General features: G+C 46.5%; 13 protein-coding genes and 1 tRNA gene. 5 read left to right on the top strand and 9 right to left on the bottom strand.

The window, feature by feature from the left end; genetic code table 11:
• Positions 1-40 precede the first annotated feature (40 nt).
• Positions 41-544 carry a hypothetical protein gene (locus BCT27_RS15775; protein WP_017007979.1) on the bottom strand — a complete coding sequence of 168 codons (504 nt, stop codon included), beginning with the start codon at positions 542-544 and terminating at the stop codon, positions 41-43.
• Positions 545-899: 355 nt separating this feature from the next.
• Between BCT27_RS15775 and BCT27_RS15765 the strand changes: the two genes are divergently transcribed.
• Positions 900-2,207, top strand: coding sequence for a glycoside hydrolase family 18 protein (locus tag BCT27_RS15765; protein ID WP_102390872.1), 1,308 nt, complete (start codon positions 900-902; stop codon positions 2,205-2,207).
• 156 nt (positions 2,208-2,363) lie between these two features.
• On the opposite strand, the gene BCT27_RS15760 is transcribed toward BCT27_RS15765, so the two are convergent.
• From BCT27_RS15760 to BCT27_RS25880, 8 genes are all read right to left on the bottom strand, one after another.
• Positions 2,364-3,281: a substrate-binding periplasmic protein gene (locus BCT27_RS15760; protein ID WP_241908584.1), complete on the bottom strand. Its 918-nt coding sequence runs from the start codon at positions 3,279-3,281 to the stop codon at positions 2,364-2,366.
• 240 nt (positions 3,282-3,521) lie between these two features.
• Positions 3,522-4,676 (bottom strand): PQQ-dependent sugar dehydrogenase, encoded by a 1,155-nt coding sequence (locus tag BCT27_RS15755; protein ID WP_102396196.1) that lies wholly within the window; start codon positions 4,674-4,676, stop codon positions 3,522-3,524.
• A gap of 231 nt (positions 4,677-4,907) precedes the next feature.
• Positions 4,908-6,917, bottom strand: coding sequence for a GGDEF domain-containing protein (locus tag BCT27_RS15750; protein WP_102316861.1), 2,010 nt, complete (start codon positions 6,915-6,917; stop codon positions 4,908-4,910).
• Positions 6,918-7,180: 263 nt separating this feature from the next.
• Positions 7,181-7,417 carry an HP1242/YdcH family protein gene (locus BCT27_RS15745; RefSeq protein ID WP_017007985.1) on the bottom strand — a complete coding sequence of 79 codons (237 nt, stop codon included), beginning with the start codon at positions 7,415-7,417 and terminating at the stop codon, positions 7,181-7,183.
• A gap of 369 nt (positions 7,418-7,786) precedes the next feature.
• Entirely contained in the window at positions 7,787-8,059 is a 273-nt protein-coding gene (locus tag BCT27_RS15740) for a DUF2960 family protein (RefSeq protein WP_017007987.1), read from the bottom strand.
• Positions 8,060-8,190: 131 nt separating this feature from the next.
• A complete protein-coding gene (locus BCT27_RS15735; RefSeq protein ID WP_102396195.1) occupies positions 8,191-10,116 on the bottom strand; it encodes a metallophosphoesterase family protein in 1,926 nt (641 codons plus the stop codon).
• 125 nt (positions 10,117-10,241) lie between these two features.
• Positions 10,242-10,850, bottom strand: a complete 609-nt coding sequence (locus BCT27_RS15730; RefSeq protein WP_102396194.1) for an SEL1-like repeat protein — start codon at positions 10,848-10,850, stop codon at positions 10,242-10,244.
• Between the two features lie 175 nt (positions 10,851-11,025).
• On the bottom strand, positions 11,026-11,685 hold the full coding sequence (locus BCT27_RS25880) for a hypothetical protein (RefSeq protein ID WP_241908583.1): 660 nt from the start codon (positions 11,683-11,685) through the stop codon (positions 11,026-11,028).
• Between the two features lie 292 nt (positions 11,686-11,977).
• On the opposite strand from BCT27_RS25880, the gene BCT27_RS15720 reads away from it, so the two are divergent.
• The 4 genes from BCT27_RS15720 to BCT27_RS15705 form a co-directional block, all read left to right on the top strand.
• Entirely contained in the window at positions 11,978-12,952 is a 975-nt protein-coding gene (locus tag BCT27_RS15720; RefSeq protein ID WP_102396192.1) for a Gfo/Idh/MocA family protein, read from the top strand.
• A 177-nt stretch (positions 12,953-13,129) separates the two neighbouring features.
• A tRNA-Asn gene (locus BCT27_RS15715) sits at positions 13,130-13,205 on the top strand.
• A 213-nt stretch (positions 13,206-13,418) separates the two neighbouring features.
• Positions 13,419-13,751, top strand: coding sequence for a hypothetical protein (locus BCT27_RS15710; RefSeq protein ID WP_102396191.1), 333 nt, complete (start codon positions 13,419-13,421; stop codon positions 13,749-13,751).
• A 28-nt stretch (positions 13,752-13,779) separates the two neighbouring features.
• Positions 13,780-14,164: ZrgA family zinc uptake protein (locus tag BCT27_RS15705; protein ID WP_133153379.1), on the top strand; the 385-nt coding region annotated here is incomplete at its 3' end.

Here is a 14,164-nt window from a genome sequence, read left to right as displayed (position 1 = left end):
GCAGTCTTTTTGCGTGGGGGCTGATTACGCGCCTAGGCTGCTAATCGTAGTGCTGCAAGAATGGAGCGCTATGGCTACTGTAAGTCAGTGCTTTGATCGCGCCGTGGTTTCGGATTAACCATTCTGCTTTTGTACAGTTACCAATGCCTATGATGGCTTGCACGAGTAGCTTAAAATCTCTTAACCAACGGTCTTTCTGATCTTCACTCCAATCATCTCGATACACTTCTAAATAGTGCTCAACCCACCAATACGAACCACGAATGAAACCCGCAACGATTTGGGTCGCAGGTTGAATTTGGTCATCATTGCCATCAATGGCGTAGTCATCCGCCAGTGGTTTGCCTTGTGAAAACGCGGCGTAGTTAATGCAGTACTTGAATAACGCCAACTGAAGAGAGGACGCGGAATCGTAGTGGGTTAATGGCAAGGTCGTCACAGGGAGGTGTTTATTGTTGCTGCGGAAAAGCTCTACCGTGCGTTTACCGGGTAGCAGCCTTTCAATGACGAAAAACAAATCGATACTGATCAGTTTGTTGCTCAACGTAAAATCCTTGATTGATGCTTTGCAATGGCGAATCTAAAGGCAGGCCGAAAAAAATTGAGCAAAGACATGATTTTTAACACGATAAGTGAAGCATACTCTCTCGCTTCAAAAAACGGAATGTCTTTGCTGTGCCACAGCGTTAGCCCGTGACCCAAGCATCAAGATAACTGTGCGTTGCTAAACAAATAAATGCACATTCGCTCCTCTTTCCTGCACTAAAAAAACGTCACACTCGCAAACTTTGTAATGGAACTGTTAAGAACGTTTCCTTCGGAACACGGGCGACATTAACAAGCGCGCATATTGTTTAATAATTAGTCGCTTAGCAATGAACCTCATGGAAGGAGATGACATGAAAACTATCCTCGCAGGCGCGGTATTGAGCGCGTGTATAGCAACGCCAACTTTCGCCGAAAACAACATAGTGGGTGGGTATTTCGCAGATTGGCAATATGCCAACCCTGACAATCCGTATACCGTTGCCGATATTCCCGCGGATAAGATGACGCATGTTATCTACGCATTTTTAAGTATGTGTGGGCCTCACAATAGTGCGTCAGAGTTGGTTCAAAAACAGGTAGAAGCTGCGTGCGAGGGGAAAGCACCATTCTCTGCTGTGGTTGTCGATCAAGAAGCCGCGTTGGACATCGATTTTGGTTCGGTGTCGGTGGACGTTCCGTTTAAAGGCCACTTTGCACAGTTAGCGCAGCTTAAAAAAGACAACCCAGACATCACAATTTTACCGTCCTTCGGCGGGTGGACCATGTCTGAACCTTTCCATGCAATGGCCAAAGATGATGATGCCATTAAGCACTTCGCAAAATCTGCGGTGGCACTCATTGCCGAGTATGACTTCTTCGGCGGTATTGATCTTGACTGGGAGTACCCGGGTGGTGGTGGCTTAACAACGTCTCCTTGGAACCCTGAAACCAAGCTAACAGATGAACAAAAAGCCTCTGAGCGTGAAGCATTCACCACGTTAATCACTGCACTGCGCTCGGAGTTAGATGCATTGAAAGCAGAAACCGGCCAAGACTATGAATTGTCTTCTGCTGTTGGTGTTGGGCCAAAAGCGGCACAAATCGATTGGCCGTCTGTTGCTCCTATGATGGATAACATGTTTGCCATGACCTATGACTTCTTGGGAGGATGGGGAACCCAAACTGGCCATTTGACGAACCTCCACGCAACCGAGCGAAGCTGGTGGGGAATGGGGGCGGATGTGTTTGTTAATCAGATGATTGAAAACGGCATTCCAAAAGAAAAATTGGTATTGGGCGCGGCGTTTTACGGCCGTGGCTGGGAAGGCTCTCAATTTGATGGCAGCTTGCCTACGAGCGACTTAGCATCGGAAAAGGGGGCGAGCTTTGGAACGGGTGAGCCGGGTTACTTCATGTATTGGGATTTGAAAACCAATTATACCGCTGATCAAGGCTATCAGTATGGCTACGATGAAGAATCGCAAGCCCCTTATTTATGGAACTCTGATACGAAAGTGTTTATCTCATTTGAAGATGTGCGTTCTGTGAAAGCCAAAGCGGAATGGGCGAAGCAGCAGGGGTTAGCGGGTGTCTTTACGTGGGAGTTGTCAGGCGACCCGACTGATGAACTCACAGACGCTATGTATCAAGTGTTGCACAGTAAAACCGCCAAGAAATAAACCCAAGCTACCGGGGGGCATTCACCCCAGTAGGTTGAGATTACCAAGTATGTTGATATTACTTAGTAACAATAACGCCGACGAATACGTCGGCTTTATTTTGCCTCTCTGAAACAGGGGTAAATATTTTCTCAATTCTCAATTCTCACTTCTCGCTTAAAGCAATCCGTGTTTTTGCTTTATCTCGTTTACCCGTTTCCTATTTTGTTTAAGAAATTGATTAAACTCCACAATCATACCGGGGTAAAGCTTGGTGGATAGGTGACGTGTGCCAGTGACGTGAGGCAATGTTTGACTCATCGACATGGGCGTCTGGTTGTCTTGATGACTCACTTGATTTCTCATCACCGCCAGGTTGGTATAGATACCATCAATACGCCCTGTTGCAAGCATCTTTAAGAGTGGCTCTAGGCTTCGTGTTTCAAATACTTCAATGTGTTTTTCTTCTATGTCTTTGAGATAGGGCGATGGCGTAAAGCCAGCGATCATCCCGAGTTTGCTTAACGCATTGCGTTGAATTGGCTTGTTCTTGTTTAACACGATGACGCCATCAACAAAGGAGACGACCGGGTCGCTGTACAGAATATTGTGACCTTCTTTTTGCGTCGCACTCCATTTGGCATTGTCGGGGTATTTAAAATCTACCGTACCATCGAGAAAGTGGCGGTATAGGCGCTTAATTGGAAGCGCCATGTATACAAATTCATAGCCATAATCTTGTGCGAAAGCATCCAATAACTCTCTATTAAAGCCAGAATAGGTGTTGTCGACGAAGGATGAGTAGGGGGAGTAATCATGAAAATTCTGGACACCGACGACAAACCGTTTGGCATCTTGATCTTTAGCGTTGGCCAATGAGCTTGCAAAAATAAGTGAATAGCATGCCAATGCATATAGAAAAGTCTTTAGTTTCATGCGCTTTAAGAAAAGTAAGGCCATGAACTTAGTATAGACAACATCAACGATTCGTTTAATGAAATGCGTATTTTCATTACAGAGGTAGGAAGAAAAGTGTGGAGCACAAAAAAAACAAAACCCCCGCGACGGCGGGGGGTTGTCTATTTTAGCAAGCAAAGGTGACTTCGTTTTTTCTTTTATGGACTGACTATAATGCTGAGTTCTAAGGCTGTCCAATACTCTTGGCAATGAGTTTAAATCATGGGCAGGTGGTCACTTTTTTTATGCAATGCATTTTGTTGCATAATTAATTTGTCGCTGTGAATCGAAAATGTTCACGTTTTCTGGGCAAAATTAGTATTCTATGCTTGTTAGGATAACTTTACACTTTGTCTCTATGGCAGCGAAATCGAAACATTATTGTGTTGGATGCAGTCGCAATATTTGGCCGTTGGATGCGTCCGTTAGAAGGTAGATTTTCCCTCCAGGCCCTTCAACCACATCACGAATTCGACCGTATTTGCCATCCAACATGCGTTCTTCATTCACAATGACGCCATTTTCGATATCAAGTCTGACTAAGAGGCCAAACCTCAACGAGCCCAGCAGTAAATCTCCTTGCCATTCTGGGAAAGTGTCGCCTTGCACGATTGTTAAGCCGGATGGCGCAATCGAAGGCACCCAGAAATGAAGAGGTTGTTCCATGCCTTCAGCGTGCGTACCCTTACCGATCTTTGAGCCAGTGCCGTAATTCACGCCATACGTGATGGTCGGCCAGCCGTAATTTGCACCCGCTTCAATGGTATTTACTTCATCGCCACCTTGGGGACCATGCTCGTGTGTCCAAAGCGTGTTTGTTTTGGGATCTAACGTCATACCTTGAATGTTTCGGTGCCCGTAACTGAATATCTCTGGCTTTATGCCATCGCTGGTGGCGGAGCTTTGAGCGTAAAACGGGTTATCAATCGGTGTGCTGCCATCTAAATTTAAACGAATGACGCTGCCGATATGGGAATCAAGGTGCTGGGCTTTATCTCGATTTCCACGATCACCGAGCGCGATATAAAGATGCTTGTCGGTGGTCAGTAGGCGGCCACCGAAATGGCGCCCTCCGGCAAAGCGAGGGGCAGTTTGGAAGATCGTAGTGATATCGGAGAGAGCGTTTCCTTGGAGCTTGGCGCGGATAACGCTCGTGCCTGCTTTGCTGAATTGTCCTTCCTCGGAAAAGGCGAGATAAACAATCTTGTTTGTGCTGAAATCCGGCGAGAGGGCGAGCCCCAGTAAGCCGCCTTGCCCTTTATAAACCAAGCCTTCTGGTAATCCCGATACATGGGAAACATCGCCTTTATCAGATACGCGCTTTAATGCGCCGTTTCGCTCGGAAACCAAGATATCGCCTTCTGGCAGAAACACCATCGACCACGGGTGGTTAAGCCCTGTGGCGAAGACATCAATGTTCAACGTATGTTTTTGCGTGTTTACTGTATCGGCGTTTGTCGGTGCTGTGAGAAGCCATAGGGATAAGAAAGAAAAATAATGCGCGTGTGAGAGAAGGCGGGATAGGCAAGCCATGTGTTTTCACCTCTTAACGTAGACAAGGGCTGAATGTGCACTCCGAAAATGGCAGTGCTGTGGATTTCTCAGCATTGGAGAATCTACATGTTGGGCATGCCATCAACGCATTCGTTCAATGTGCATGCCCTTAATGATGGCTGGCTCAATGATAGATTTTTTGAGCCAATTTATTTTAATTCGAACCAATTTGTTTTTTCGAACCAATATATTGTGGCGCTAACGTCAGCGTTAGCTGAAATGTTGCGCGAATCGGAACTTCAAGCGACGAAGCTGGCGAGCGAAGCGTTCGGAGCGCTGCATCATCGATAACGCCTCTTCTGGTGCCTCCGTCGTTGTGTCGCCATCAATTTGACCTTCTGGCAATTCAACACGGTTTCGTCCGTGTTGTTTTGCACGGTAAAGCAGTTTGTCGACGTCACTGTAGAGTTCAGACAGAGATTGTTTCGCGCTGACTGGATGCACGCCGAAACTCGCTGTCACGCCAAATTGGTCCCCTTGCTCGCTATGGAAAGAAAGCTCGCTTATACGAAGCCTTAAATCTTCCGCAATGACAGCCGCTTGTTCGAGTTGGCTGTTTGGCAACAGCAACATAAACTCTTCACCGCCGACTCTGGCGCAAATATCGTCGCGCCGTAAATTATTGCGGAACATCTCAGCCACTCCGATCAGGACTTTGTCCCCAACAGGGTGGCCATATGTGTCGTTGACGCGTTTAAAGAAATCCACGTCAAGCAGCAAGCAACTGACATCGGCGTTGCTGGACACCATGTCTTTTTGCATGGTCTCTAGCTGGGAATTGAAATACCGACGATTGAACAGCCCTGTGAGGCTATCAGTGTTGGCAATCTCACCCCAGCGAATGCGGCGGCGGTTAATACCAAAGGCAACCAAACTCGCCAATATGGTGGCGCTGATACCCGCAATCACAAGAACATTTAAGTACTCAACTTGTTGTTCATTGGTCTTAATTTCAAGGGTGTGGAGCACGTTGTTCCAACTTAAATTTTGGTTCTCTGCTTTCAACTTTTCTAAGTTAAACAGCATTTGTTGGCGTTCAAGGTTATCTACCTGCTCGTCTGAGCTGAACGTGGAGAATCGGTCTTGGTAGCCGAGTAAGGTCTGGTATGCGTTTTTGTAGTCCTCTAGTCCAAAGTAGGCTTTGGATGCAACGAGGTATAACGCAAGTTCTGTGCGATAGAGGCGGCTGAGTGTCTCTTGATCTTTAATCAAAGGCGTCACTTGATCGATGGCCGCTTGGAAGTTGTTATTGAGTAATTGCTCGTTCGCTTTGAGGTGATTGTATTTGCTGATGTAGTAGCGAATGGTTTCACGGTCTCGTAAGTTATCTGTCGCACGCAGATAGCGAATCATGTTCTTGGTGTCACCCGCTTGTAGCAAGAGGTCGGCAATTTGGAGGTTAATTCGAAAGCGGTGAGAACCGTCTCCTAGTACTTGGGCGATTTGCAGCGCCTGTTTGTACTCGATCAGTGCTTTTTTATTGTCGCCTTGTTTTCTGGCAAGCTCTGCCATGTCGAGTTTGACCAGGAGTTGGTTAAACGACATCTTTCTTGAGCGGAAGAATTGATACGACTGGTCGAGTAGCACAGAGGCTTTATCAAACCCATTAAGTTGCACAAGAACGCTGCCTAAGTTTGACGCAATGCGCTCTATCAACATGTCATTGTCTGTTTCTTTGGCGGCATCTAATGAGCTCATTAGCGCGGCCATCGAAATGTCGTACTCGTTTTGTGCTTTATATGCCTGACCTTTTACCAAGAGTATTTCTGCTGTTACCGCTGGATCGCTCAAGGTTTCAGATTCAGCGAGCAGGGCATCTAGTTGTTGCAAGGCGGAGGTTTCGTCTCCTTGCATGATAAAGGCTTGGCTCAATCGCAATTCAAGGCGATAAAGTTCCGCTTTAAGTAAGGGGTCAGTTTTCGCGAGTTCAATCCCCCTGTTAGCAGCAATGACAGCTTGTTCTGGTGAATTGAGAAGAATATCAACCGTGGCTTTCTGCAGATAATAACGAACGAGCAAAGGGAGTGGCTGGTTCTCATTCAGCTCCACTTTTTCTAGGTCGGATAACAGAGCGTGTGCCTTTATTGGCACCGAGTAAAGAATCGATTGAACGCCATTCAGCGTTTTTTCAAATGAACGTGTTTTTTCAATGGCAGCACTAGAAAAACTGATAAAAATCAGTACGGCAAGAGTAACCGGACGGAAAAAAAGTTTAGACATTGGTAGAACTTCCTTGCGCATAAACGGTGGAATTGACTTGTTTTTTTTATGGTTATGTAGCGTACCCAACTCATTGCACAAACTTTGTATCATTGTTGAGTCTAATGTATAGAAAATCGAAATGTCGCCCGTTAAGCGTAGATAGAGATACTGTGTTTTTCATGGGGCTAGGTGCAGAAATCGCAAGGAGCAGAGAGTGAACAAGATAATTGGAGGAATGACTTGCACCATTTATCAGGAAATGGTGCAAGGATAAACACCAATTATTGAGTAAGTTGCGAGTAAATCTCGTCTTTCAGTTGAGCACGGCGCATTTTTAAACTGCGAAACGTGGCGTCGTCAGTTGGCACGTTGCCAGATTCAAGGCCTCGGATTTTGTGGTCAAGATCGTGGTATTCATCGACTTTGGCACCGAAGACTTCATCTGCCATTTTCAGTTCGTGGATTTTGTCTTTGTATTCAGGGAACTCAAACATCAATGCGTGGTTTTCGCCTAACATAACATCTCCTTTAACCGATCCAGCCAATGCCCGTTGGGCTAGGCGATATTTCTTTGGTGTGTTCTTTCCAGTTTCGATCAACATCGAATTTGGTGAACAGCCTCTCTTCTTAAGCTTCAGCGCGTAAACGCCACAAGCAAAAAATCGGGTTGTAGAAATCACTTCACTGATTTGAGAATAGGGACAAAATGAGAAGGATTCTAGTATTCGGCAAAAGGGATGAAGCGGTTTTCTTGAAAGTGAAACGCGATAAGCGCAAACAACATCAAGATGCGAGATTCAACGAGATATCAGTAGGTTCGATTCTTGTTGAGGCTGCACCTTGAGGTTGCGAAGGAATCGCGTTATTTCAGTAAGGAATGTCGATATTTATTCAGGTTGGCGTTTGTCTTTGATGGACTCAGCTTCTTTTTTCAGAAGAAGAATACGTCCAAAACCTAGCTTGTTGAAATAGCTGTCACGGTGGTTTCGAACTGCTTTTGTATCCGCCACCATTTCAAGCTGAAGCTCCATTTTCAGGAAATTAGTCAAATCAATCCCTTCAGCTTCAGCCGCGGCTTCGTGCGCAGAGCGGTGCTGTTGATAAGAAAACGTAATGACTTTGGTTTCGCCTTTATAAGTGTATTGCAGTTGGCGTGACATATCGGCACCTGTAGCGTGTAGCAAAAATTAAGGTTGCGGAGTATTTCGCAGCCTTGTCATCAAGTCAATCCTGCCTCGCCGATTCGCGGCGAATTTATACCCTCCCGACTGGGCTGAGCGTACGAATCAGACTAAGGGTATTGACGATCCGATTTTGCGGATAAGGCTTCTTGTTCGTCTTCTGTGGGTAGAAAGGCGATTTCTTCCCCTCTGCCAGTGAGCAACCCAATGCGTGATGGAGAACCATCAGCATGCAGGTGAACTTCGCCGATGGCACTTCGGTTTAGCAAAAATTGATTGCTGCCATTGTCTGGGCATCGGCGTTCTATACGCATGCGCTTGCGGCGTGTAAACACATTTAGCGGCGATTCAGGCCAGAACAATTTGCGATCAAACCATTCGAAAAGCGACAAGTAAGGTTCGGGGAATTGGTTTCTAAACCCGCTGCAGGTAATTTGCCAAATTCTCGGGCTGCCTTTACGAAAACGCAGGCGAATGTCATACGCGAACGAGTAATGCACATCCCCTGACAGAATAACGAAGTTTTTCGGTGTTTTAGGGTGTTTGAATATGTTCAAAAGGGCATTGGCTGAACCTGGGTGGGCCATCCAGTTTTCAGAATCTGTCGCAAGCGGTTGCCCGCAAAATGTCACGATGCGTTGCATGGTTTCAATGAACTTCACACCAAACATCGGCGCGGGAGACACAACGACAACGGCATCATTGTTAAAGACGTCTTGTTGGAAATCCATCAAAGATTCCCAATCCATCAAACCTGACGGTTTGTTATTGCTGGATTCTGAGCGCCAACGTCTCGTACGTGTGTCAATCACCACCACCTTAGGTGATGTTGGAATGGTGTATTGCCACTGCTCAAAATGTTGAAACAAGGCAATGACCTCGTTCAAGTGCGCGCTGTTTGGCGTTGCAGTAAACCTAGTGACGGTTTGCCAGAAAGACGATGAAAATGCGGCGGGGTTGTTCCCCCAGCCCTGACAGAAGAAATACCCCAGCATGCCATTGTTGATGATGGCATGCGCAAAGGGAGATTCGTAAATCGCGCGTTCCCAACCCACCGTAAGGTTGAAGTCGTCCGTTATGTCATGATCGTCAAAAATCATGTAAGTCGGAATATGCGCCATCAGACGCCGAACCTGTGTCAGTCCTGCACAGAAGGCCTTGAGTTCGGATTTTTGATCGTCCCAGCGTTTGCGTTCCTCGGTCGTCAACGACGGAAATTCATCGTTTTCTGCCAAGGTAATGGATGCCCACAGAGAAGGCGACCACACCAGCATGTACATCGCGATGAATTCGTTGAAGCTGATGAGATGATTTTCTGTGGTCCCTGAACTGAAAACAGGCTCAGGTTCCGCCTTAAATAGCCGTTTGAACAACCCATGATTGATGGTTGAGCGAGGCAGCAACGCATCGCGTTGATAAAGCATCGTGGTTTCGGCTAAATCACTGCACGCCGATATTGGCGCGTCTTCAAATGTTTGGTCTCGCATTCCGAGTAAGGTGATGGTCTGTCGAATAGCGGACATTAAGGGGCCGCACACATCATCGGCGTAAATTTGATCACCCCCCATGATGAGTAGGTCGGCGCGCGCATTCGCATCAAGCCCATTGTTTTTCTTGTCCAATGCAACGAGGGCATCTTCACAGGGGTGATGAGGGTGACGGCAAGAACCATGCGCGATGTAATTCGCTTGGGTTGAAATCACAAAGGTAGGACGATCTTCGTTGTCGTAGAGCAACCCTTTGATGTCATGAAGCAAAGAGGCTGCGCTCTCGATGATGTCGTATTCGAGAGGAACGTTAGTCGGAAAGGTGTGCGTATCTGTGAAGGCCGCCATGATGACATGGCAATGATCCCCAAGCTCGACCCTCGGTTGTTCAGCGAATGGCGAGACATAAATAGGGGCATTATCTGAAGGTGCGTAAAGCTGAAAGGTGGCATCTAAAGGACGTGATGTGATCGCCCACAGGCAAATTTCATTGGCAGTGGTTCTTCTAAGAATGGGGCCTGCTAAAAATAGGGGAAGATCGTTTTGCATCAATCACTCTGTTTCATTCCATCAATAAAGTAACTTTACGTGTGATGAGTGCAAATGAGTAGCACACAAAGTGTAAATTCTTGCAAATTCCCATCTCAAATCGCGTATAGATGTGAGATAGCCTTTTACTTCGCTGCGAAGACATGCGCCCCGTTTTCTTTGGCTTTCTCCAGCCAAAGAGCAGCGACATCTGCTTCTCCTTCAACCACCAATGCCTGTGCCAATGAGACTTGCGCGTGGACATACTCTTGGTGTGCAGAGAGGCTAAGGAAATAGATGCCTTTTTGTATGTCCTTGTCGGTGATGAACCCTTTAACCAGCATGTTGCCCAATGCATATTGTTCTATTGGACTGTCACAAAGCGCGAGATCAAGTACCCATTTGAATTCATCGTAATCAATGCCGTTTTCTTGTTTTTCACCGGTGTAAATACTGCTATTCGCGAGCGGTAAAATGTGGCTGCCATCATCGCAATAGTCGAGATAAAGTGCCGAGAGTTCAAACACCGATCCTTGGCTTACACCACGGGAAAAATAGCGCATCGCAGCTTTACAGTTAGCTTGCCGAGACCCATTGCCGTGTAACTGTTTCCAGCCAGAATAGAAATCGCTTTTCAGAAAAGCTTGAGAATAGTTGGTTTCAGATGGGCAAGCGCCAGATGAAAAAGCGGTAGGTTCATCTGAGCAGGCGGTTAGGCTGATGAACATGAAAGGAAGTATCGACATTTTACTCATACTTCACTCCCTGAATTCAATGTGCGGTAATCGAGTATAAAAATCAGACTCAGACGCTGAGCGTTCTATAAATGGGACTTGGGCGCATTTGATTCGCGCTGAATGCTTGGAAAGCTTCTGCCAAATGCAAGAAAGCCACCCAATAGGATGGCTTTTATTCTCTTATTTTTTGTCATCATTGTTCACAGGGCCTGGCACCTTGCGGCAGTTCGCGTTGAGCGCGACGTATGGAGAAGGCGTAACGTGCTGAAGAGTAGAGAATGATGAAATATGCCATCAACTCCGTGCCTTCTTCCACCATGTTCTTTACTACTCGAACATAACCGTCACCCAGAGCGTCCTGCCAGAGCGAGCCCATACCAAAAAGGCGAGAGAACACTAAGAGCAAGACCAGCCCAAAACTGAGTAATGGGAACTCTCTGTTAGAGACAAATGCGTTGAAACCTTTCATGGTTGCTTCGCGGTTGCTCAATGCATAAATTAACGCAGAGGCTGCAACGAACGTGGCTGGGTAAACCCAAAAGCCATGAGCGACTGCTTCATCGAAGAACAAATCGAGTTCACGTATTAACAGTACGGAAAAAAAGCCAGACACTAAGGCTAGAAATCTTCTGCATGCAGGCTGACCATAAGCGACAAATAAATAGCAACAGACTGTCGCTGCAAGCAGAATCTGCTCGCTATATTCTGTAAGTGAACGCTCGGATAAGCCATTTTTTAGAATAAGGACATCGGTACGAACAATTAAAATAGGTAGCGATACGAGTACCGCAAGAACAAAAAATTGTACTATCGATTGCAGGATGACCTTATTGCGGTTGGGTGAGTACGACATCAACAACCTCGATAAACGAATATTTGGATTAAAAGTTCACTTTCCAACAATCCTTGTTTATCGCTTCCGCTTTAACGGACGTGCAATTCCTTTGCACAGCGCTGACTGTTTGTCAGTCGAAAATGAAATCACGACCTAACGAGTATAAGGATTCACTTAAATAATTACTTTCTCACTATGGAGACAATGACGTCATAATTTTATGCACCACTCTGCGAGATCACGCTATCAAGGCTAAAAAGACGAACATAGGATCATTAGTGAGAAATATTGCAACACTGGAGGGGAAGAAATGGAACGCAAACACATTCGTTGGGGCATGATTGGCTGCGGCAGTGTCACTGAGCGCAAGAGCGGCCCTGCATTTTGGCAGGTAGAGAGTTCATCGCTAGAGTGCGTCATGGGCCGTCGCGAAGAGAAGGTAAAGGACTATGCTGCGCGGCATGGTATTGGCTGCTATACCACTGATGCAAAGGCGATGATCAATGACCCGAACATTGACGCGATATACGTAGCGACACCGCCAGATAGCCATTTGGAATACGCCTTAATGGTGGCCAGCGCGGGAAAACCCTGTGTGGTGGAAAAACCGATGGCGGTTAGCGTTGAAGAATGTGATGCGATGATTGCTGCCTTTGAATCTGCGAAGCAGCCTTTATTTGTGGCGTATTATCGTCGATCTTTACCGCGATTTGAGGTGGTGAAAGGTTGGATTGATCAAGGCATGATTGGCACCGTGCGCCATATTCATTGGACGTATCACCGTCCACCAAATCCTGATGATGTGGCTGGAAAGGAAAACTGGCGTGTGAATCCAGCACAAGCCGGCGGAGGCTATTTTGTTGACCTCGCTAGCCATGGTTTGAATCTGTTCCAGCAGTGGTTTGGAGATATTCGTCAGGCGAAGGGCATCTGCAGTAACCAACAGGGTTTCTATGACGCGGAAGATGCCGTATCTGGTTGTTTCTTGTTTGATGGCGGTGTTATGGGCTCTGGCTATTGGAATTTTGGTGCGGCATCGCGTGAAGACAACGTTGAAATTGTAGGCAGTGAAGGGCGGATCGTTTGTTCAGTATTTGGTGACACGCCTTTCGTGCTAGAAGGTAAAGAGAGCCATATGTCTGTGGTTGATAATCCTGACCCGATTCACTACTTTCATGTCGAAAATATGGTTAAGCACCTGAATGATGAGAAAATGCACCCAAGCCTTGGTCAAAGCGCGAGAAACACAACGTGGGCAATGGCACAAATTTTGTCAGAGCAGTAAGTTTTAGTGAGTGAAATGCATGCTAATCGCGTGAAATAGCTCATCAATTCACCACTTGATATGATTTTTGGGTCGGAATGCAAATTAGTGCTTGCATGCATTCGGCCCTTTGCCTAATATCGACCTCGTTCTCACGAGAAAGCAATCTTTCAAAAAGTTAGCTCCTGAGTCAACAATTCCCCCTTAGTTCAGTTGGTAGAACGGCGGACTGTTAATCCGTATGTCGCAAGTTCAAGTCTTGCAGGGGGAGCCAAATTTAGAAGCCTCGTCGAATGACGGGGCTTTTTTCGTTTTGGGACACATCGCGCTGTGATGTTGTCGCAATGTCGAATGCTATAAGCCTCATCGAATGATGGGGCTTTTTTGCGTTTTAGGGCGATATTGTTTTTGCGTCGAAAAATGGCGTTTTATTTGCCTAGACAAGGCATTGGCAAACAAAATCGCGCATAGGCAAGAAGGATATGGAGTGTTATATTATAACATTACATACCGATACACCTGTGATGTCATGCTGCTTTTGTTTCGTAAAGGATTACCACTGATTCTTGTTGTCCTACTAGGATGGCAAGGTTTGTTGGTTGCTGAACATAAAGGGTCGCATCATCATGAGTTAAAAACGGACGCGCATTGCACCATCTGCGTGTTAGGTTCTCCGGCGGTACTTGGTCATGATTTACCCATGCCTGTCACTTGGCTCGTCGAATCAGGTGAAAGCACGTCTCTGGTTTCTTTACCGCTAATTGTTTCCATCACCGCAAAAGCACGATCACCACCGCGCAATCTCCTCAATGTTATCTAGAGTTATATCGATTTATTTTGGAGAAATTATGCGTACTACCCCTTTATTTACCCTTAGCGCCCTGGCTCTGAGCCTATCCTCAACTGCTTTTGCTGAATCAGCAGAGTTCCGCCAGCATAGCGCCCATCAACATGGTTTGGTTGAATGGGTTATCGCTCAAGATGGTAATGATCTGCTTGTCGAAATCGCCGCACCTGGCAGCGACGTTGTGGGTTTTGAACATGCCCCAAAAAATGACGAACAAACAACGGCCCTAAATTCGGCGCTGATCGCCTTAGCAGATGCCAATGCATTGTTTGCTGTAAACAGTGGCGCAAATTGCTCGCTAGAAGAGAAAGACATTAATCACACCTTGGCGGCATCCAAGGGCGATGACCATGAAGATCACGTGGACCATGACGACCACGGTCACG

The organism is Enterovibrio norvegicus, assembly GCF_002876705.1.
GTDB lineage: Bacteria > Pseudomonadota > Gammaproteobacteria > Enterobacterales > Vibrionaceae > Enterovibrio > Enterovibrio norvegicus_B.
Note: the sequence above shows the minus strand (reverse complement) of the source record. Positions and strands in the feature narration are given on the sequence as shown.